Here is a 22,352-nt window from a genome sequence, read left to right on the forward strand (position 1 = left end):
CTACTCCCCTTTCACAATATCCAATAAATCACGCATATGATGAAGCATATAAGTCGGTTCATACGACATTAAATAGTCGACTCCTTTAGCAGACCACGCAACACCCGCTGTTCGGACCCCTGCATTTTTCCCGCCTTCAATATCATGCGAATTGTCGCCAATCATGATCGCTTCTTCTTTACGGACACCCAGCTTTTCGAGTGCTAATAGAACCGGTTCCGGATGGGGCTTCACATGTTCCACATCATCAAAACCGACAATGACATCGAAAAATTGTTCCGCACAAAGTACTTTTAAACCGCGGGCAAGGCTTTCTCTTGCTTTTGTTGAAACGATCGCCAGTTTGATGCCTAAATTGTGGAGCTCTTCCAATGTTTCGACTACTGCATCATAGCTTGTTACTAAACGGTCATGGTTCAGTGCGTTCCACTCTTTGTATTTCCCGATCATTACTTCGGTTTCGCCCGGTGTTAATTCGTCAAACGTCTGTTTTAATGACGGACCGATGAATCTCAGACAGTCTTCTGTCGAATATTGCCCGGGAAATTTTTCGTCAAAAATATACATGAACGTCTGGATGATTAAATCATTTGTATTTAATAATGTGCCGTCAAAATCAAACAGCAATGCCTTTGTTTTCATACCGAAGAATGCTCCCTTTTAAAAAACCGCTCGCACTAATGCAAACGGTGTTAACTATTTATTTCCCTACATAATAGGAGGTTGATTTCCATTCCGAGGAGTACGCTTTCCGCGGGCGTGAGGCCAACAGGATGTTGGTCACAAAAGCGTTGCCACAGGACGTGGCGTTCTTAGCTTTTGTTCCTAGTCTCAGGCTTCACGCTATTCCCGCAGGAAACGCAGTTTGTAGCGAAAGGCGTTTGCCGTCAGCTACACTCGACTCCCCTCCATTCCAATCAACCAACTTTTTTATTTATTTCGTTTACTTATTTAACATCTTACTAAAATTATTTCTTCTTACTCTTCTTATTTTTACTATTATTTTTAGTCGCAACAGGTTTTTCGTCATCTAAATAGTGGATAACCGGTTTTACTTTCATGCGGCGATAAACGATGGCAATGATGCCGACTGTAATACCGATGATTGAAACGACTTGGGCTGAGCGTAAATCGCCTACTAAGTATAAGCTATCTGTACGTAAGCCTTCGATGAAGAAACGTCCGATTGAATACCAGATTAAATAGAAGAAAAACATTTCCCCTCGTCGCCAGTTTAACTTGCGGGCAAACAGCAAGATGACTAAGCCGACTACGTTCCATAATGATTCATACAGGAATGTCGGGTGTACATAGTTTCCGTCTTCACGAATATACATTTGTTCGATCAGCCAGTTCGGTAAAAACAGACCTTCCAAAAACTCACGTGTTACAGGGCCGCCATAAGCTTCCTGGTTTACGAAGTTGCCCCATCGTCCAATAATTTGACCAACGAGAATACTCGGTGCTGCAATATCGGCCAGTTTTAAGAAGCTCACTTTGCGCTTTTTCGTAAATATGTATGCTGTAATAAACGCCCCGATCAATGCACCGTGAATCGCAATACCGCCATTCCAAATTTGAATGATACTGCCCGGATGCTGGCTATAGTAGTCCCACTTCATCACAACGTAATACACACGGGCTGATAAAATTGAAATCGGTATTGCCCAAATGAGCAGGTCGGCGAAAAATTCCGGATCTAACCCACGGCGAACCGACTCTTTCTGTGCCAGAAAGTAGGCAACGACAATTCCGAAGCCGATAATGACTCCGTACCAGTTCACCGGTATTGGTCCTAAATGGAATGCCACCGGGTTAATTGCTAATAAATTTGTAACCATAAACTTCTCCCTTCAACTACCTCTTAATAATCGTCTATTTCATCATTCGGAACAAGCATATCGTCCAGACGACGTGAAAATTCCTCCGCAGCATTGACACCCATCTTCTTCAGTCGGTAGTTCATCGCAGCTACTTCAATAATTACCGATACGTTTCGTCCTGGCTGTACTGGAATTGTCAGCTTTGTCACTTCTGAATCAATAATTTTCATTTTTTCCTCATCCAGTCCTAGACGATCATAAAACTTTTCCGGATCCCATGTTTCAAGCTCTATTATTAATGTAATACGCTTGTAGGGACGTATTGCGCTCGCACCGAACAGTGTCATAATATCGATGATGCCAATACCGCGAATTTCCAGCAGGTGCTCCAATAATGGCGGCGGGAAGCCAACAAGCATGTTTTCGCCTTCCTGACGAATTTCCACACTATCATCTGCCACTAACCGATGTCCTTTTTTTACAAGCTCAAGTGCCGTCTCACTTTTTCCGACACCACTTTTTCCGATAATCAGAACACCAATACCATATACATCGACAAGAACCCCATGAATGGCCGTTGTCGGAGCAAGCTTACTCTCCAAAAAGTTTGTCAGTCTGCTCGAAAATCTCGTTGTCGTAAGCTTCGTAACAAGTACCGGGACATGATTTTCATTCGATGCATCGATCAGTTCCTGAGGCACGTCCAAACCGCGCGAAATAATAATTGCCGGTGTTTCATCCGAACAAAGCTGCTTCATCCGGCTTCTTTTTTCCTCTACAGGCAACATTTCAAAAAACGAGAGCTCTGTTTTACCTAACAGCTGAACACGGTCAGCTGGATAATGTGTAAAATAACCGGCCATTTCCAAACCTGGACGGGATATATCACTCGTCGTTATGTATCGTCCAACCCCGGCTTCTCCACTGACTAGCTCCAAATTAAACTTTTCCATAACATCTTTCGCAATTACTTGAATCATAAATTTGGTACGCTCCTATCTTCTAGCATCTCCACTGTATTTTATCATGTCTAACCCGATTCCAATATATAACGTGCTTAGTTTTTTAAATTATCAATCATATCACGGGATCATTCGCTCAAAAGGGAAAAAAAGATGAAGCGAATAAAGCTCCATCTTTTTTATGTATAACTTACTTTAATGTTGATAAATACTCTGCAGCTGCTTCCGCTTTTTCGCCTTTTACAATACCAGGAGGCATACGGTCTTTACCATTTAAAATAATATCCAAAATCTCTTCTTCCGAATATTTTGCCCCTAATTGATTCAACGCTGGCGCATTCCCGCCTTGTAATTGGCCGCCATGGCATGTTGCACATGATTGCTGAACAACACTTTTCCCGTCTATTTCAGCTGTTTCGCCGCCGTTTGATGCCGAATCATCTCCACCGCACGCAGCAAGGAAAATGGCTGATCCAAAAACTAATGTAAGTAAACTCTTTTTCATTCTGAACCCCTCCAACAATGAACTTCTATTCCACTACCGATTATAACAAACTTATACTTTTTTGAAACCTTCGCCCAGTACTTCATAGGCATCGGAAACAATGACAAACGCTTGAGGATCAACGGTTTTCAGCACTTGTTTCAACCTTGTGAACTCTGTTTGATATACAACGACCATGAGTACAGGACGCTCCTCACCCGTATAACCGCCAAATGCCGGAAGCCTCGTAATCCCGCGATTGATCTCTTTATAAATCGCATCGCGTACATCCGTTTCCTTCTGTGTAATAATGTAAACCATTTTCGATTGGCTGAATCCTAACTGCACAATGTCAATTGTCTTTGTCGTAACAAATAAGCCAATTAACGCAAACAGCCCTTTTTCAAGATCAAACACAATGGCTGCACTAACCGCGATCAGGCCATCGATGACCAGCACGCTTGTCCCTAATGTTAAGCCTGTATATTTCGTAATAATTTGAGCAAGCAAATCCGTACCGCCCGTTGAAGCATTCCCTTTAAATACAAGACCTATTCCTAAACCGACTACAATACCGCCAAAGAGAGCCCCCAATAATGGGTTCAGCGTCCAAGGATCCCAGCTTTCCGTTAAGATAACGAAGAAAGGAAGAGCAACCGTACCAATAAAGGACTTTATCCCGAATTTTTTCCCCAGCACAAGCACGCCTGCTATAAATAAGGGAATATTAAACGCGTACTGAACAATCCCGGCATTCCACCCGAACATTCCATGGAGAATTGTACTAATCCCGCTTACCCCGCCGGATGCGACCTGGTTTGGAAATAAAAACACATTAAAGCCGAGCGCAATAACCGCTGCGCCGACAATGACAAATACATATTCCATTACACTGTTTTTCACAGAATTCTGTGCGCTATATGTCATACAAATCCTCGCTTCTTTTGTAAATTCCATTGAATTATAACAAATCCTACATTAAATGAGAACTTCATCTAACTAAAGGAAAAGCGCCCCATAATAGGACGCCTTCTCTTCAGCTTTTATTCGATTATTAATGCCTCATCAACCCAAACTTTCACTTCTTCATACATCGGCAAAAGCCCTTCAACCGGTATATTTAGTTGGCGTGCTAGAGGGATGACTTTATCCCAGTCCAATTTACTTAAAGCTGTAGCAAACTGTAAATACAGCGTCATCTCCGTCTGTTCACCGGAGATTGTTTCCAAAATCGTTTCCGATAGCGGCAATTGTGTCACGATGGCATTCATCGGCCGCTTTAAAAGGGAATCAATTAACGAAAACAGACCGACTAAAAAATACTCAGAAAAGTTCCTTTTGTAATTCAGACGGGCGACTTTTTCAGATGCCTTTGCTCTGAACAACGATGCATACATTAATTCCTGAAATACATCGCTATTTCGATTTACATCGGATTCACGCATCGCCAGTAAATAAATCCACCGCCGTAATTCCGTTAACCCTAATAATAAAATAGCCTGCTTAATCGAGCGGACTTTCGTTCTCGGACGCCTTGACGACCCATTGATTAATTTGAGCAACCGGTAGGATAACGAAATCTCCCGCTCGATATTGTCCGCCAATACATCAATATTAGCCTCATCATCCCGCAGCAACGAGATGATCTGGAAATATTGAAACAGGTTCGCCGGTATGTCTCTGGCTGTCAGTATTTGCGGTTTTTCAAAGAAATAGCCCTGGAATAAAAAATAACCGGATTCTTTCGCGATTTCGTACTGCTCACGCGTCTCTACCTTTTCTGCTAATAGTTTAATATGAGGAAATTTTGATTTAATCTTATTTTCGATTGTTTTTCTGTCATTCTCATCTGTATGTAAAAAATCGATTTTTATATAATCAACGTACTGAAAAAGATCATCATAAATTAATACTTCTTCATTTATAACAAAATCATCAAGCGCAATTTTATTTCCCGCATGTTTTAATTGTTTAAGCCGTTCGACCAATGCCACTGTAATCGGAATATCCTCCAATATTTCAATAACAATTTGTCCATGCTCTATAAAATCAACGGATTCCTGCATAAGGAGGTTTTCCGTAAAATTAATGAAGGATGGCTTTCCATTGGCTACTTCTCTAATGCCGATCGAAAGAAATGAATTGATTAACAGCTCAACAGTTGCTGTATCGGCATCAATATTCGGAAACTGGTTGGTGTAATTATTTCGATACAACAACTCATACGCTACGATTTCTTCATGTTTGTTAAATATAGGTTGCCGCCCAACAAAAACTTCCATTTAGTAATTTCCCCAATACTTGTATATTTTCTCTCTATTTATTATGGAATTTGCTGTTATTTTACAATTTTCCAATGTACTATAAAATTAGATTAACAAAAATCAAGGAGGCAGTAAATGTGAATACTGTAAAATACGAGCAAAAAGACTTCATTGCATATGTAACACTTGATCGCCCCGATATGTTAAACGCTTTTAATTTTGAAATGCTGGAACAACTAAGAAATGTAATGGAATCAATCCAAATCCACCCTGATATTCGTCTTGTCATCATTACAGGTTCCGGTGATAAGGCCTTTTCAGTTGGTGCAGACTTAAAAGAACGAAAAACATTGCCGGATACACTAGTGAAACGCAACTTAAACCGGTTCGGAGAAGTATTCACGCTCATTGAGCAATTGCCGCAACCGACGATTTGTGTATTAAACGGCTATGCCTTTGGTGGCGGGCTTGAGCTTGCACTTGCCTGCGATTTCCGTATTGCGGCTGAAACGGTTTCACTCGGCTTAACAGAAACGGGCTTAGGCATCATTCCTGGTGCTGGCGGAACACAGCGACTGCCGCGTTTAATCGGAGAAGCAAAAGCATTGGAGCTTATTTTGACAGCAAAACGGATGACTGCCCATGAAGCACTTGATTATGGTGTTGTAACGAAAGTGGCACCGGTGGAAAGCTTACACGAAGTGACGGCCGACTTTGCCGCACTTATTTTACGTAATGCACCGATTGCGATCCAGCAAGCTAAATTTGCTGTTAAACAAGGAATGAAAACAGATATTCAAACAGGTCTTCAAATTGAACGAAAAGCCTATGAACTGACAATCCCTACTGAAGACCGCATTGAGGCACTGAATGCTTTTGCGGAAAAAAGAACCCCTCAGTTTAAAGGTAGATAAATATAAATAAAGGAAAACAGGGCCCCTCTAGTAGGAAGCCCTGTTTTATATTTTACAAGTATTTCTCAAACCATCCTGTAATTTGCTCAAGTCGTTCTAATCGCAAGTTCGGGATGCCTGTACGTGACAGGTTATGGTCACATTCAGGGAAGCGGACGAAGCCGACCTCTTTGCCCATTTTCTTAAGCGTAATATAAAGTTGCTCTGCCTGCTCGATCGGGCAGCGGAAATCACGTTCACTATGCAAAATAAGGAGCGGTGTTTCCACATTAGCCGCATATTTCAGCGGTGAGTGGTGCCAAAGTTTTTCTACATCATTCATATCAGCGAGCATTTGCCATTCCGAGAAATAATAGCCGATATCCGATACGCCGTAGAAGCTGATCCAGTTTGAAATCGAACGTTGGGTAACAGCTGCTTTAAAGCGGTTCGTATGACCAACAACCCAGTTCGTCATAAAGCCGCCATAGCTTCCGCCCGTAATTCCTAAGCGTGACTCATCGATCCATGCATAGTTTTCCAGGGCATAATCAACACCAGCCATAATGTCTTCATAGTCCCCATCACCATAATTGCCGCGCACTCCATCAACAAACTCCTGGCTATAGCCATGACTGCCTCGTGGGTTCACATAAAGCACGCCATACCCTTTCGCCGCCAATAACTGCATCTCATGGAAAAACGTATTTGCGTATAAAGTATGCGGACCACCGTGCACTTCCACAATTAACGGATACTTTTCACCTTCTGTATACTGTGCCGGTTTCATAATCCAGCCATGTACAGTTAAACCGTCTTTTGATGTGTACGAAATCGCTTCCGGTTCAGACAGCGTCGTCTCTTGTAAAAACTTTTCGTTAAACGTCGTTAACTGCTTACGATCCCCTGTAGTAATATCAAAGTCAAACAGCTCTCCAGGGAAAGTTCCATTGGATACCGTCATTAGTGCACGGTTGCCGTTTTTAAAGATTGCATAGCCGTATACATGCTCATTTTCCGGTGAAGCAGGATAAAGTGCGCCTTCCAACGTTGCATAATATAAGCGGATATCCCCTTCAGTCGATACTTGGAAGTACAAATCATTGTTTTCCGTCCACACTACAGATGGAGCCGATACACCTTGCTGAATGTCAGCAACCGCATAATCGCCAACAGGCAAGTCCAGCATTTCCGTCAGCTTCCTGGTTGTTTTCGTTTCCGTATCATAAATATAAACATGGCCATGTGTAGCATTTCTGAATGAATGATCCGAACCGCCAAATGCAATATAACGGTCATCAAATGAAAACTCAGCACCACCAAAGTATCCATCTTCATCTATTAGAACTGTTTCTTCTTTCGTGTCTACATCCACTAGGTAAAGCGGTGTACGGAAAACTTGATCCGTATTTTCTTCACGGTTCACACCGATCACCAATGTTTTCCCATCATGTGAAATGCCCTGTAAGCTATGTGAATAATCGCCTTCTGTAAAAGTACTTACTTCTTTCGCAGCTAAATCAACAGAAGCAATTTGTGTATAGCGGTTCTGTTTTAATAAACCAATACTGTCTGCTTTGTATTTCATTTTATCCACGACATAGGCTTTCGGGAATTTCGAATCTTCCTTTTCTTCCTCTTTCGTAATATCCAGCCCTTTTTTCACTGTGCTTGTAATCCAAACTTTCTGACCACAAGGACTCCATAAAAATGAATTGACGCCATTTGGTAGTGTCGTAATTTCCTGTGCTTCCCCACCACGGCTGTTTAATATGTATAGTTGCTGTTTTTCATTGCGCTTCACTAAAAATGCGACTTGTTTTCCGTTCGGAGACCACTGCGGATTTGTCACACGTTCATTGCCGTAAGTCCATTGCGTTGTTTCCCCTGATTCCAAATCAATATGGAACAAATGGGCATTGTAATTATTTTCTTCTTTATTGATCTCTGTTCGAATAAATACCGCCTCTTGCTCATTTGGCGCAAGTACCGGATTAGTAATAGATTGAATTTCGAACAAGCTTTCTTTTGTAATTAACTTTGTCATTAAAACACCTCTTCATTTATTTCGATTTCCGTAATAACAATGTACCATCTTTTATTTGAAATTTCAAAATATAATTCTTTAAAAATATGTAGAATAAAAGTTTAACCCCTCTCCTCATAGAGCTTCTAATATAGTTCCGGGTTTTTTTTGGCAGGGAAGCCTAACTCGCATTACGTTTTATGCGAGTTGGGCTTTGCGACGAAAGCGTAGCGACAGGAGCACCCGCATTGCGGCTTGGAACACCCGCCAAATCAAAAGTGTCCGGCTCTAAATCGTAACGCCCTTTAGTCGGCGCTTACAGTGGTAGGCGCCGGTTCTACGCACAAAGTTAATCTTTCTTTATAAAAAATGATAGCCCTTGTTACAAAAAATATTTCTCCTTTCTAAAAAAGGTGATACTTTATGAGAAAGTAGGCGCCTTGCGAAGGCACAGCGCCTCCCAATATAAACAACGATGGAAACAACGGCACTTTATGATTGGCAGGCGTTACACAAAGCACGAAGAAAAGTCGCAAAGACATGTGCAACATGGCTTGGTGACTTTTGTGCTTAGCCCGCCAATATACACCGGAACCTTATAAGAACCCTTATAAGAAGGCTGATCCCTATAAGTAAGCAAGACGCCTTGCGAAGGCACAGCGCCTCCCCATATAAGGAACGATGGAAACAACGGCACTTTATGATTGGCGGGCCTTTCACAAAGCACGAAGAAAAGTCGCAAAGACATGTGCAACATGGCTTGGTGACTTTTGTGCTTGCCCGCCAATAAACACCCGAACCTTATAAGAACCCTAATAAGAAGGCTGATCCCTATAAGTACGCAAGGCGCCTTGCGTAAGCACAGCGCCTCCCTATATAAGCAACGATGTAAACACCGGCACTTTATGATTGGCGGGCCTTTCACAAAGCACGAAGAAAAGTCGCAAAGACATGTGCAACATGGCTTGGTGACTTTTGTGCTTGCCCGCCAATAAACACCCGAACCTTATAAGAACCCTAATAAGAAGACTGAACCCGATAAGTACGCAAGGCGCCTTGCGAAGGCACAGCGCCTCCCAATAAAGCAACGATAGAAACACCGGCACCTTATTACCATTTTAAAAAACACCCGCCAAAATGGCAGGTGTTGAAATGTTATGTTCTTGCGATTTCTTTTAAAGAACGGCGCAGAATTTTGCCTGTTGTGTTTTTTGGCAGCTCGTCCAAAATTTCAATAACAGTCGGCACTTTGTATTTCACAATACGGTCTGCACAAAACTCGCGAATCGCTTCAATTGTTAAAGTCGGATCTTTTAACACAACGTAAGCATGTACCGACTCACCAAAATCCGGATCCGGGAAGCCTACAACCGCCGCTTCCACAATACCTTCATGTGAGAACAATACTTCTTCTACTTCACGAGGATACACATTGTAACCGCCTACAATAATCATATCCTTTTTGCGGTCAACGATGTAGAAGTAGTCTTCCTCGTCTTTTCGTGCCAAGTCACCTGTATATAACCAGCCGTCGCGAATAGCTACTGCTGTTTCTTCCGGCATATTGTAGTAGCCTTTCATGACATTCGGTCCGCGTACGATCAGCTCGCCAACTTCACCAACGCCCACTTCATCGCCATTTTCATCGACTACTTTATTTTCAACATTGCTGATCGACTGTCCGATTGAGCCTGGTTTACGCTCACGGTCTGTCGGGTTGAAACAAGTAACCGGTGAAGCTTCCGATAAGCCATATCCTTCAGAAATTCGTACATTGAACTTTTGCTCAAAGTTATGCAGCAATGATACAGGTAATGACGCACCACCTGAAATCGCTAAACGAATTGTCGAGAATGCAGCAACATCCGCTTTGTCATATTGATAAAGGAAATTATACATTGTCGGAACACCCGCAAATACCGTTGCTTTATACGTCGAAATCAATTCAAAAATTTCTCCCGGACTAAAGCGCGGCGCCAATAAGATTGTTGCTCCGCGTGTTAACGGTGAATTGACAACAACCGTTAATGCAAAGACGTGGAAAACCGGCAATGTTGCCACGATACGGTCTTCTGAAGTCATTTTTAAGTAATCGCCAATATCTCTGGCATTCGAGAATAAATTATTATGTGTCAGCATGGCACCTTTCGGATGACCTGTCGTACCGGAAGTATATAGAATAATCGCCGTATCATCCGGCGCGATTTCTACAGGATCCGTTGTACGTGCTGTTGTAGCCAATACTTGTGAGAACAGCTTCGTCTTTTCTTTTGCTCCATCTGAAAGCGCGGCATACTTTTCGCCGATGTCTTCTGTCGTTTCGCAAATGATATACTGTTCTACTTGTGGGAATCTATGCACCCCTGCTTCCACAAGCGGTAATAATAAATCAAGTGCGATGACAACTTTTACATCACCATTTTGGATAATGTATGAAATTTCATCTGCTGTATAGATTGGATTAATCGGAATTGCCACAGCACCAATACGCATTGATGCATATAAACTGATGATGAAGTGCGGTGTATTCCCTAATAAAAATGCGATATGGTCGCCTTTTTTTACACCTAAATCTTCCAAAGCAGCTGCAAAGCGTGCAACCGATTGCTCCAATTCACCGTAAGATGTGCCTTTACCTAAAAAGTAGTACGCTGTTTTTTCTGGTTGTTCGAAAGCTTGTTGTCTTACCTTTTCAACTAAATTCAATACACCCATCCCCCTATGCGTAAAATGAAAAAATTTTCACTCTATTAGCATTATAGAATAAGTATATTAATAAAACAATACGAAAATCTCGTTTATTCACAAATATTGTACTAAAATCATATTTTCTCTATTTTGTATTTATCCGCGCACATGTGAAATATAGCGCCAGCGGATAAGGAAAAAGTAGACGATTTGGATAAGTGCAAACATTGTAAACGAAAATACAACTTCTTTTACGATCGATAAATTCATGACATCGTTCAATACGGTTTGCACAACATAGAACGCAAATGCGCTATGCACAAAGGCTAATCCCCACGGCAGGAAAAATTGAATCATTAAATTTCTCGTAATGAGACGCTTCAGTTCTTTACCGCTTAACCCTATTTTAATGAGCATATCAAACTGTTTTTTCTCCCGGTCCAAATTCGCATAAATTTTGAAATAGACGAAACTTCCCGACGCAAGTAAAAACACAGCTACTACTAATATACCGATAAGTGTTAATAAAGAATACGTAGCTAATATATAAGAATAATTTAATCCCGCATTTTCAAAGTAAAACGGCAATGTATATTCACTGTTGATCAAATAATCGCGAGCGACCATCTGCTGAATATCAATTCCGACATTTTTCGTTTCAGTCCAGTTAGGGATATCAAACGTAAATAGATGATAGCCGGGCTCGACATATGGTGCCATCTCGAACTCATTTGTCAGCTTTTCAAAGTCTTCATCACTAATAATGATGGAGTTACTGCTAATAATAGCTGTCGGGAAAAACATTTTCGGGTACACACTGTTAATCGTCAGGTCCACATTGTTTTCCTTCAACACTGTCTTTACTTCTGTTCTCTCCAGCTTTTCAATTGAATCCTCCGAATAAGGAATGAACATCGCTTCCCCGCTTTTTAAATTCACGAGCGGATATTTATACGAAAACAGCAGATGGTTAATATCCGTTTCCCGGAAAACCTCTACCGGATTCGACGTATACGATGAAGTTTGGCGCATGACTGTAAAGCGCGTCATATGATAACTGATGCCGTTAAACTCCAGCTCATCAATGACCGATAAAATATGTTCAATTTCATATGGATTATCCATTTCCCCTTTATAGATGAGGCCGATTGGATTGATTTTGTCATATTGCGATGTATAGGAAGACATCGCCGATAAGACACCGACCGTTAAAAAGGCAAGCGTCGATACGAGTGTCACAATGAAAAACATGCGTGAATTGAAACGTAAAATCTGCACTTGTTCGGCAATCGCCAGCATGCGTGCCCGTTTCCAGTAAAACTGCTTATGCCCCTTCAACCGGTCAATAATATAAAGTGTCGTATCGGAAAAGAAATAGTAGGTTCCCAATGTCACGAAAACAGGAATCAGTAATGTATACGAAAAAATCGATGACTTCGTTGTGATGAGTGCTAGACCGTATCCACATAAAATAAGAATGATTCCTAAAATAGCATTACGCTTTGAATAGGATACTGCCGCATCCACAAACTTCGGTCCTCTTATGAAGTTCCGTATTTTAATGTCCGGTGTAAACAGAATGCTCAATGTCGAGATTACGATAAAGGCGCTCAAATAAACGAATAATGTGAGCACAAACGGCTCCCATGACAAATAGAGCGGCAATGCATTTAAGTTTAAAATTTCACGGACAATCATGAAGAAAAACTTCGAAAATGCGAACCCGAATACAATACCGGAAATACAGGAGAAAATACCGATTGTCATCGTTTCGATAATAACCAGTTTTCCTAGCTGGTTCCGGTCCATGCCAAGATGCAGTAAAATCGCGAACTCTTTAGAGCGCGCTTCCAAAAAGGCACGCATCGAGTAGAAAATAAAAAACCACGAAAACAGCACGAGAACGACTTCCGCAAACACCATTCCGGCGATCGATACTTCCCCTAAAAAACCACGTTCGATTTCAGGATGAAACATAAGCATCGAATAAATAAAGAATACAAATACACTGAAAAAGCTGGCCATGAAAAAAGCTGCATAGTTACGGAAGTTACGGAAAACGTTACGGTAAGCGAATTGAAGAAAAGTCACCTACATGTCCCCCTAATAAACTTAATACATTTAAAATCCTTTGGAAAAATGTTTGGCGACGATCATCTGTATAAATTTCATTGAAAAATTCGCCGTCTTTAATAAAAATTACACGATCACAATAACTCGCCGCAATCGGATCATGTGTCACCATTAAAATCGTCGTATCGTTCTCTTTATTCATTCTTGCCAAAAGCTCCAGCACTTCCCGCGATGCATTCGAATCCAGATTCCCTGTCGGCTCATCCGCTAAAACAAGCATCGGCTGATGGATCAGTGCACGTGCAATCGCTGTTCTTTGGGCTTGTCCACCTGATATTTCATTCGGTCGCTTCATTAAAATTGGCGTTAAATCGAGCAGCTCACTTAAATATTTCAACCGTTCCTCCATGACAGCAATCGGCTGTTCATCAATAGTCAGCGGTAAAATGATATTTTCCTCCACCGTCAATGTCGGCAGCAGATTAAAGTCCTGGAAGACGAAACCAAGCTGGCGGCGTCTGAAATAGGCCAGTTCCTCATTGTTGAGCTTTTGCGGCTTCATCCCGTTGAAGATAATTTCACCGGATGTCAGCGTATCGATCATCGATACCATATTTAAAAGCGTCGTTTTCCCGCTGCCTGATGGACCCATGATTGCGACAAACTCACCCTTTTCGACTTCAAAACTAAGCTGGTTGAGCGCTCGCTTCGTCACTTTTCCTTCATAAACTTTCGTAGCATCTTGAATTTGTAAAATAGACATAGTAACTCCTTTTAACCAAGTCTGTTTCTTTCAATCAAAAAATAATCTCTCATGACTGAAAAATCACTTCAATTTGTGTACCTTTACCAACTTCCGATGTAATCAAAAGCTGGTGTCCGAGCTTATCACAAATCTCCTTTGCGATATAGAGTCCCATGCCGGTAGATTCACCGGTTTTCCGTCCATTTTCACCTGTAAAGAACGGCTTCATCACACGGGGTAAATCGGATTTGGGAATGCCAACCCCTTCATCACGTATGAACAAATGGACATGCTGTTCTTTTTGCTCCGCCGTAATATACAATTTTTTATTTGGCTCAAATGTATATTTCACCGCGTTTGTAATGAACTGCCCAATAAGGAAGTTCAGCCATTTCATATCACTCATGACGATTAACTCGTCATCAATGTTCACTTCCGGAAACACTCGGTTGGCGATAAACAGACGTTTATGTTCATTAACATTTGCCATGATTGCTGATTTCAAAGGCACTTTCCCGATTTGCATATCATCCGAAAAGTTTTCCAGACGGGCATTTACTAAAACCATTTCAAGGCCGCGTTTCAAACGTTCGGTCTCTTCCTGCACACTTTTTTTATCCAGCTCATCTTCCTGCTGCAGCAAAAGCTCCAAAACAGAGACAGGGGTTTTCATCTGGTGTACCCACTGGTTCATAAATTTATATTGTCTGGACTGGGCCGCATAAAGCGCCTGCACTTCATGCTGATACAATTTGTACAGCTCATGCAAGTAACGCTCTGTTTCCATATATTCCGTTGTTTTCGCATTCTTTTGAAGCGCATCCTCCATCGTTTGAGGCAACGTGGAAATCTTCGCCAAATACCGGCGTCTCAACATATAGCGCACAACTAAAAAGGAGAGGATTAAAAGAAGGCTGATCGCAATCGCATAAATGGCAGTAGTGATACTGCGAAAGCCATCAAGCCAAAATAATGAAAGCAAAAATAATGTGAGGACGACTTGAAAGATCACATAGGAAAGATGCTCCTTCACAAATAGTTTGATCGCCATTACATTTCCTCCGAGCTTAATAAGAAGCGGTACCCTGCTCCGCGCACTGTTTCAATAACAGATGAAATGCCGTAGTCAGCCAGCTTCTTCCGAACACGCGTCATATTCACATTTAATGTGTTTTCATCAACAAATGCCTGATCATCCCACAATTCCTCCAACAGCTGTTCGCGTGACACGACTTTTGGCGCTTGTCCCATTAACAATCCTAAAATAACACTTTCCTTCTTTTGAAGCGGAACGACGAGATCCTTCAATTGAAGTTCCATCCGTTCCAAATACAATGTAAGCTGTCCTTGTACAATTTTCCGCTCTTCCTGCCTTGCAGAATATTCTCCATATGTACGGCGCAAATGACTGCGAATTTTAGCGAGCACAATTTCATAGTTAAACGGCTTCATAATAAAATCATCTCCGCCATTTTCCAGTGCGAATATTTGATCCATTTCCCCCGAGCGAGCGGAGATAAATAAAATCGGACATTTCGTAAACTGTCTCAGCTCCCGGCACCAATAATACCCGTCATAGGAAGGTAAATTAATGTCGAGTAGAATGATATGCGGAGAAAATGCTAAGCATTGTTGTATTAATGAATCAAAGTCTTTAATCGTCTCGACTTCGTACTGGTATTTTCTTAATGTGTCTGCCAATAGTGCAGCTATTTTAGGATCATCCTCAACGATGAAAATTCGATGTTTTTCCATCTGAATGACCTCCTTTTCGATAGGTTTTCAACTAAAATATCCCTACATAAGTTAATTGTTCATATTGTTCCATTGTATCAAAAAAAGGGGGCTCCCGAAAACAGGAGCCTCCTTTTCTACACTCTCTATTACATTCATGTTGACTGACAAGCTGCTAGTAAATTAAATGAAGAAAATCCTCTTCCGTAATCCCGCCAAAGTATACAGGGATTTCAATATCTTTCAGCTTTTCTGCAATTGCGGCACGGTCATATTTCGTTCCGACCAGAAGTTCTCCAACCTCATCCACATCACCGACACCAAAGAAATCTCCGAAGATTTTTGCCTCTTCAATGACCCCTTTGTTCACTTCCAGGCGAATATCCAGGCTGCCTGAAGGGAAACGCTTCGTTTTTTGAATGTTAAAGCGCGGTGATTTTCCGTAATTCCATTCCCATAACTGGTAACGGTTTTTTGAAATTTCATGGATGTTTTCCCAATCCTGCTCCGTTAGCTCGTAATATTGAATATTTTCCTCGCCACCGAAAATCGATTTTAAAATTTCCATACGGAACTGTTCTACCGTAATTTTTTCTGGAAGGAAATCAATGATATTCGCAACACGCGAGCGCACGGATTTAATTCCTTTTGATTCGATCTTGTCCTGTTTTACTTTAAGTGAGTTTACGACAGCATCAATATCCAGGTCGAACATAAGTGTCCCATGGCTGAACATGCGGCCACGCGTTGAATATTGGGCATTGCCTGAAACCTTTTTCCCTTCAGCCAAAATATCGTTACGGCCTGAAAGCTCAGAGTTAACCCCTAATTTTGCAAGTGCATCAACAACAGGCTGTGTGAATTTTTTATAGTTGCTGAAGCTGTTGCCGTCATCTTTAGTCAGGAAGCTGAAGTTCAGATTGTTTAAATCATGATAAACTGCCCCACCGCCAGAAAGACGACGTACTACAATGATTCCGTTTTCTTCAACGTAATCTGTATTGATTTCTTCGATCGTGTTTTGATTTTTTCCGATGATAATCGAAGGCTGATTAATATAGAACAGTAAAAAATCATCCTTTTCGATATCCATGTTTTTCAGTATATACTCTTCTATTGCCAAGTTAATACGCGGATCTGTAATTCCTTTATTATCGATAAAATACAAAAGGCTCACTCCTTCAAAAATCGTCCATTTATATTTTAACTTAATTTAGGCATTTTGTGTTGACGAATTAAAACTGTTATAATACAATACAATATATAAACAGAAGTAATATAACAGAAACTTAAAGGAGGCATGCACAATGTTAGAAAACGTAGTGGAATTTTTCAAGAATCTACCTGATAAAATTTGCGTTCAATGCGGTGATAAAATCGAAGAACAAAGCGAGTGCTACAGCAACAATTGTGATAAATGTAACTCTCTTTAATTCTTTTACACTGTTTAATTCGCATTACTGACAACTTCATCTTAGTAAGATGAACCTATAATAACTTTCATGAACCACGAGTTTGCTCAATGCTCGTGGTTTTTTCTGTATAAAAAAAGCATGGATTCAAGGGAAAATACCCGAATCCATGCTTTTTCTTTTTATTGTTCTGTAGGTTGTTTTGAATAACGTTTTTTATAAAGCAATGCAAAGTAACCGAAAGTGATTGCTAAGCATGAAACCATCACTGCACCTAAAATCGACCAGTTGAACATTAGGAATGATGTATCACCAGTTGAAATGGCTGCTTTGAAGCCTTGTACAGAGAACGTCATCGGTAAAATTTTATTGAAGAAATGCAATTGCTCTGGTACTAGCTCAATCGGGAATGTCCCTGCACTAGTTGTTAATTGAAGAATCAACACGACGATGGCAATAAATCGTCCTGGATCACCAAACACTGATACAAGCAATTGAACCATAGCTAAAAATGTAAAGCTAGTAATAATTGTTGTCAGAATGAACTGCGGCATATTATTTACCTCAAGTCCAAGCCCCCAAACAACAATGGCAATCGTAATAAATGACTGTACCAATCCGACACCGATTAATACTGTTACTTTACTTACAAACCAGCTTGCACTGTTTTTCGGAATAACGGCTGGTTCAACAAATGGGAATACAATCGAAATTAATAGTGCCCCAACGAATAATCCTAATGAAATAAAGTATGGTGCAAAACCTGTACCATAATTCGGCACATGGTTGACAGATTCTTTTTCGACCTCTACTGGAGAACCGACCATATCGTATGTCTCTTCAGTCGGATTAACAGCGGCTTTTTCGCCGGCTTCCGTTAATTTTTCAGATAAAGTTGTCGTACCATCCTTCAACTCTTTCGTACCGTCCGCTAAAGTAGTAGAACCTTGTGCCAACTCACCTGATTTTTCAGCCAATAAGCTAGTGCCGTCATATAATTTATTCGAACCATCTACTAATGAGTTCAAACCTTGCGCTAATGTGTTGGCACCTGTTGCAGCACTTGATGCGCCTGCTGATAATTCATTTAGTTTTCCGGCAATTGTCGTATTGCCTTGTGCCAATGATTTAGCACCTGCTATCAACTGTGCAGAATTTTGCTGTAATTGTGAAACACCTGCAGTTACTTGTTGTTGCCCTGCATTTAATTGATTTGCACCTTCACTGATTGCCGCAATTTTATCGTCCAATCCGTTAGTTCCTGCGTGTAGCTGGCTTAAACCGCCACTTACTTGTTTACTGCCTTCTTGAAGCTGAGCTAGTGCATTTTTTAATGCTGCTTGATTCTCTTCTGGCAGCATTGGTAAGATCGCTTCCAGCTGGGATGCCAACTGATCCATACCGCCTGCTACATTAGCTGAACCATCTGCCAGCGCTTTTACTTTGTCATCGATATTCGCTGTACCTTGTGTTAATAATTTCAGGTTTTCAGCTAAGCTTGCTTGACCGGATGTAAGATCCCTTTGTCCGTTCGCGACTTGTGCTACACCATTCGTATAGCTTTCAATACCTTGTTGCAATGTAGTTGCACCATCTGCTGCAGATTTTGCTCCTGCTTCCAATTGGCTGCTGCCATCCGCAATTTTTGCTACACCTGCCGCCAGATCGGAAGCACCTTTTGCAGCACTTTTAGCACCAGTAACTAATGTGTCAGTACCATCGGATAATTGAACAGAGCTTGATGCCAATTGCTCTAAATAGCCTTTTAGCTCTTCAGCGCCATCAGCCAGTTTTGCTGCCCCTTCATCCAGTTGCCCTGCTCCATCTGCTGCTTCGTTAAAACCGTCACCAAGCTGTGTAATGGAATCAAATAATTTTTCCGCATATGTTGCTGAAACTTGCGTATTTACTTCCGCTTTAATGCGATCCATTGCCGTTTCACCAATTTGTGCACCTAAAAAGTTGAAACCTTCATTTGGAATATAATCAATAACCAATTTCTGTGGTTCATCATCTAATAATGTAGTGGCATGCTCTGAGAAGTTTTCCGGAATTTTAATTAAAATATAATATTTTTGATCTTTTAATTTTTGGTCCGCTTCCTTTGCATCAACTTCCTCAAAGTGGAATTGTTCACTTTCTATCAGCTTATCGACCAATGTTTGGCCGAGCTCTATTGTTTCCTCATCCATTACAGCTCCGGTGTCTTCATTGACAACGGCAACCGGTAAGTCCTTTAAATTGGCATATGGATCCCAAAATGCCCATAAGAACATCCCGCTGTACATAACAGGAACAAATAGAACGGCAATAACTGAAATAAGCATTTTCTTCGTTTTAAAAATCTTCAGCCATTCTGCTTTTATCACACTAATTTCCTCCTTCAAAAACTAAATGACCGATATCGTCATTCGGTCATTTTATGGTAAAAAGAAAGCACTTCACCTGGAAGTGACAACTACTTTTTCTTTGCCAAACCACGGAAAATGGTTTCGCTGAATAATGTCAGAATTTCTTGCTCGTTTAGTGGTTCTTTATGTGTCAACTGCCAGTCTACAATAAAAGCCAAATACGATTTAAACAATAAAAAAGCGACATGTTCAGGATTACAATCGATGACCTCATCTTTTGCAATGCCGTTACGAATCCGCGAAGAGACGTATGAAATGATTTCCGACTCGATTTTTAACAGCATTTGCTGTACTTCAGGAGTGCCCAGTGCTGTTTCCTCTTCTATTAGTTTGGCAAACAGTAAATGACGCTCACGGAACTGCAGCATTTTCATCAATGCTGTATGGGCATTTTGCATAAAGCTCGCGTTTGTATCGATTAGCTGATCTGTTTCGCGCTTCATTTCACCGATTAAGTGGAATACAACTTCCTGAAACAGCTCTTCTTTATTTTTAAAAAACGTATAAATAGTCCCTTTCCCTACATTTGCAATTTTAGCAACTTGTTCAATCGTTGTTGCCTTATAGCCAAATAATGTGAAAGACTTTGTAGCAGCTATTAAAATTTCATGTCGACGATCCATAAATCCACCTCCTCAAAAAAGTGACCAAATGAACACTTCGGTCATTCAGTCACTATTATACACCGTTCTTCTTATATTGCAATATTTAATGGTTATGTTCTTCTTCTTTTTCTTCATCCTGTTCTTCGTCGTGCTCCATCGAATCAGAACTTGTATCTTCCAGCACTTTGCTCATATCCGGGTTGCCGACAATCAGCTCCTGCTTTGGCATGACATGCATGCCGCGCGCCGTCGTATGGGCAAACATATAGTATACGCCATCATGGTCAAACGTATAGTCAGCTACATAGATTCCGTCTTCTGTCAGTTCTGCGTCCAGCATCTCCCCTTCATCACGGAGACCCGATTCCCATACTTCAAACTTCACTTCTTTCGCATCATTTACCGCTTCTTCATCCTGAGTCACACGTGCCGCAAGCTGAATCGTTTCCCCTGTATTCAATTGTTCAGCTGTTTGAATATGTACATCGATAATTGACGGTACCTCGGCAGTATCAAGCGTTTCCACTTCCGGCTCATCCCCACACCCTACCAGTAAAAAAGGTACTGCAACTAAACTGTAAAGCCATTTTCTCATCGTTAAATCTCCCATCCTTACGAACAATTATGTAATGCATCCTATCGTTATTAGCGTACTAAAAAAACCTTACCGATGCATACTAAATTTAAGATAAATTTGTGAACCATTGAAAAATTATCCAAAATAAAAACACTGCATTAAAAGCGACTCACTTTTAATACAGCATTTCATTCAATCATTCTATTGATGTTATATTGCCAATTTAGCTTCGGACAATTGGTTGAGTAATTGCTCGGCAGTCGTTCTTCCTTGGAAGACACAGTCCGGAATACTAATTCCCTCATAGGAGCTTCCTGTTAAATAGACATTCGGAAACTCTTGATAGAACTGCTCTTTCATAGTAGACATGCGCGACTCATGACCAATTGTATATTGAGGCATTGCTTCCTTCCAGCGGGCAACTGTTGTCAACAATGGCGAGGCATTCAAACCTACCGCCCGTTCCAGATCCTGCAATACGATTTTTTCAATTTCACTGTCGGGCAGCTCCACAATCGATTCGTCGCCTACACGGCCAATATAAACCCTCAACAGTTCATGGCCATCCGGGGAGACATTATCCCATTTACGGTGACTCCACGTACAGCTTGTAATAGCAAAATGACTATTGCGTGAAACGAAGAAGTTCAGCGCATCTTCATATTTTTGCATTGATCCTTTTTCGAATGCCATCGTCACCGTGGCAATTGTAGCATAATTCATATCCGGAACTTGCTGCATAGTTACAGAGTCCGGGAAGATTCTTTTCGTTACATTAAATGGTGTCGTTACAACGACTTTGTCCGCCTGTATAGACGTCCCATCATTCAATTCAATAAGGTGAGTATCATCCATATTATTTTCGATGGAATTCACTTTCAACCCTTTTAAAATCGTAACATCGGTTAAAGCATTTTCCAATGTTTCAATCAATGATTCCAGCCCATTTTCAAATGATTCATAATGTAGTTCACCTGGTGTATCCACGAGCGCGTAAATACCTTTACCAGTTTTTTTCATACCGAGCAGTAAACTGCGGTAGTCTTTTTCCAACTGGTAAAATTGCGGGAACATCGATTGCATACTAAGATGGTCGACATCGCCTGCAAAAGTACCTGCCAATACCGGCTCAACTAAATTTTCGACAACTTCTCTGCCAAAACGCCGATTGAAAAACTCACTGATCGGTTCGTCAGCCGCATGCGGTAATTTCGGTAATAATAAATCCCCTGCTGCGCGAAATTTCCCCATTAAAGATAGAACATTCGATGTCATGAACGGTAAGATTTTAGGTGACCCCCCGAGCAGAATATTGCTCGGAATTTGGTGTAACTTGCTGCCAACTGCGATGAATGTTCGACCATAATTATTTTGAATCATCTCATGTTCGATATTTAAATCACGTGCCAACTTTCGGACACTGCTACCTGTATCAAAAAACGATTCAGGCCCACGTTCGATAATATATCCATTTTGTCTTACAGTATGGATCTTACCACCTAAACGTAGTGACGCTTCGATCAGCACGATATCTATCGGTAAATTATGCGCCTTCGTTTTTTGCTGTAAATAGTATGCCGTCGTTAAACCAGTGATGCCACCGCCAACGATAACAACCTTGTTCCTTTTTAAAGTCACCCTCATCATCACTCTCT

The 22,352-nt window shown here is 41.1% G+C and carries 19 protein-coding genes; 2 read left to right on the forward strand and 17 right to left on the reverse strand.

The window, feature by feature from the left end; genetic code table 11:
- From ppaX to MKY27_RS14675, 6 genes are all read right to left on the reverse strand, one after another.
- Window positions 1–642, reverse strand: a complete 642-nt coding sequence (gene ppaX / locus MKY27_RS14650; protein ID WP_339173436.1) for a pyrophosphatase PpaX — start codon at window positions 640–642, stop codon at window positions 1–3.
- A 326-nt stretch (window positions 643–968) separates the two neighbouring features.
- Window positions 969–1,841: a prolipoprotein diacylglyceryl transferase gene (lgt, locus tag MKY27_RS14655; RefSeq protein ID WP_339173439.1), complete on the reverse strand. Its 873-nt coding sequence runs from the start codon at window positions 1,839–1,841 to the stop codon at window positions 969–971.
- Between the two features lie 23 nt (window positions 1,842–1,864).
- Window positions 1,865–2,803 carry an HPr(Ser) kinase/phosphatase gene (hprK, locus tag MKY27_RS14660; protein WP_339173441.1) on the reverse strand — a complete coding sequence of 313 codons (939 nt, stop codon included), beginning with the start codon at window positions 2,801–2,803 and terminating at the stop codon, window positions 1,865–1,867.
- A gap of 172 nt (window positions 2,804–2,975) precedes the next feature.
- Entirely contained in the window at window positions 2,976–3,290 is a 315-nt protein-coding gene (gene cccB / locus MKY27_RS14665) for a cytochrome c551 (RefSeq protein WP_339173443.1), read from the reverse strand.
- Between the two features lie 51 nt (window positions 3,291–3,341).
- Window positions 3,342–4,196 (reverse strand): YitT family protein, encoded by an 855-nt coding sequence (locus MKY27_RS14670; protein WP_339196023.1) that lies wholly within the window; start codon window positions 4,194–4,196, stop codon window positions 3,342–3,344.
- A gap of 116 nt (window positions 4,197–4,312) precedes the next feature.
- Complete coding sequence (locus MKY27_RS14675) at window positions 4,313–5,551, reverse strand: HDOD domain-containing protein (protein ID WP_339196024.1); 1,239 nt, start codon at window positions 5,549–5,551, stop codon at window positions 4,313–4,315.
- A gap of 119 nt (window positions 5,552–5,670) precedes the next feature.
- On the opposite strand from MKY27_RS14675, the gene MKY27_RS14680 reads away from it, so the two are divergent.
- Entirely contained in the window at window positions 5,671–6,447 is a 777-nt protein-coding gene (locus MKY27_RS14680) for an enoyl-CoA hydratase-related protein (RefSeq protein ID WP_339173447.1), read from the forward strand.
- A gap of 52 nt (window positions 6,448–6,499) precedes the next feature.
- Here the strand turns inward: MKY27_RS14680 and MKY27_RS14685 are convergent, their stop codons facing one another.
- The 7 genes from MKY27_RS14685 to MKY27_RS14715 form a co-directional block, all read right to left on the reverse strand.
- Window positions 6,500–8,473 (reverse strand): S9 family peptidase, encoded by a 1,974-nt coding sequence (locus tag MKY27_RS14685; RefSeq protein ID WP_339196025.1) that lies wholly within the window; start codon window positions 8,471–8,473, stop codon window positions 6,500–6,502.
- A 1,134-nt stretch (window positions 8,474–9,607) separates the two neighbouring features.
- The gene (locus tag MKY27_RS14690) at window positions 9,608–11,158 is read right to left on the reverse strand and encodes a fatty acid--CoA ligase family protein (RefSeq protein WP_339173451.1); all 1,551 of its coding nucleotides are present in this window, start codon (window positions 11,156–11,158) and stop codon (window positions 9,608–9,610) included.
- Window positions 11,159–11,296: 138 nt separating this feature from the next.
- Window positions 11,297–13,231, reverse strand: a complete 1,935-nt coding sequence (locus MKY27_RS14695) for an ABC transporter permease (protein ID WP_339173452.1) — start codon at window positions 13,229–13,231, stop codon at window positions 11,297–11,299.
- Complete coding sequence (locus MKY27_RS14700; RefSeq protein ID WP_339196026.1) at window positions 13,203–13,976, reverse strand: ABC transporter ATP-binding protein; 774 nt, start codon at window positions 13,974–13,976, stop codon at window positions 13,203–13,205. The genes MKY27_RS14695 and MKY27_RS14700 overlap by 29 nt, the downstream gene beginning before the upstream one ends.
- Window positions 13,977–14,025: 49 nt before the next feature.
- Window positions 14,026–15,009 (reverse strand): sensor histidine kinase, encoded by a 984-nt coding sequence (locus tag MKY27_RS14705; RefSeq protein WP_339196027.1) that lies wholly within the window; start codon window positions 15,007–15,009, stop codon window positions 14,026–14,028.
- A complete protein-coding gene (locus tag MKY27_RS14710; RefSeq protein WP_339173456.1) occupies window positions 15,009–15,713 on the reverse strand; it encodes a response regulator transcription factor in 705 nt (234 codons plus the stop codon). The genes MKY27_RS14705 and MKY27_RS14710 overlap by 1 nt, the downstream gene beginning before the upstream one ends.
- Before the next feature lie 154 nt (window positions 15,714–15,867).
- Window positions 15,868–16,860, reverse strand: coding sequence for a lipoate--protein ligase (locus tag MKY27_RS14715; RefSeq protein WP_339173458.1), 993 nt, complete (start codon window positions 16,858–16,860; stop codon window positions 15,868–15,870).
- Between the two features lie 139 nt (window positions 16,861–16,999).
- On the opposite strand from MKY27_RS14715, the gene yhfH reads away from it, so the two are divergent.
- Window positions 17,000–17,125, forward strand: a complete 126-nt coding sequence (gene yhfH / locus MKY27_RS14720) for a protein YhfH (protein WP_008406441.1) — start codon at window positions 17,000–17,002, stop codon at window positions 17,123–17,125.
- 161 nt (window positions 17,126–17,286) lie between these two features.
- Here yhfH and MKY27_RS14725 read toward each other — a convergent pair whose 3' ends face one another.
- From MKY27_RS14725 to hemY, 4 genes are all read right to left on the reverse strand, one after another.
- Window positions 17,287–19,473, reverse strand: a complete 2,187-nt coding sequence (locus MKY27_RS14725) for a YhgE/Pip domain-containing protein (RefSeq protein ID WP_339196028.1) — start codon at window positions 19,471–19,473, stop codon at window positions 17,287–17,289.
- An 89-nt stretch (window positions 19,474–19,562) separates the two neighbouring features.
- Window positions 19,563–20,138 carry a TetR/AcrR family transcriptional regulator gene (locus MKY27_RS14730; protein WP_339173462.1) on the reverse strand — a complete coding sequence of 192 codons (576 nt, stop codon included), beginning with the start codon at window positions 20,136–20,138 and terminating at the stop codon, window positions 19,563–19,565.
- Between the two features lie 85 nt (window positions 20,139–20,223).
- The gene (locus tag MKY27_RS14735; protein ID WP_339196029.1) at window positions 20,224–20,715 is read right to left on the reverse strand and encodes a FixH family protein; all 492 of its coding nucleotides are present in this window, start codon (window positions 20,713–20,715) and stop codon (window positions 20,224–20,226) included.
- 192 nt (window positions 20,716–20,907) lie between these two features.
- Window positions 20,908–22,341 (reverse strand): protoporphyrinogen oxidase, encoded by a 1,434-nt coding sequence (gene hemY, locus MKY27_RS14740; protein ID WP_339199746.1) that lies wholly within the window; start codon window positions 22,339–22,341, stop codon window positions 20,908–20,910.
- Window positions 22,342–22,352 lie beyond the last annotated feature (11 nt).

Origin of the sequence: Solibacillus sp. FSL R5-0449 (assembly GCF_037975215.1) — a bacterium.
GTDB lineage: Bacteria > Bacillota > Bacilli > Bacillales_A > Planococcaceae > Solibacillus.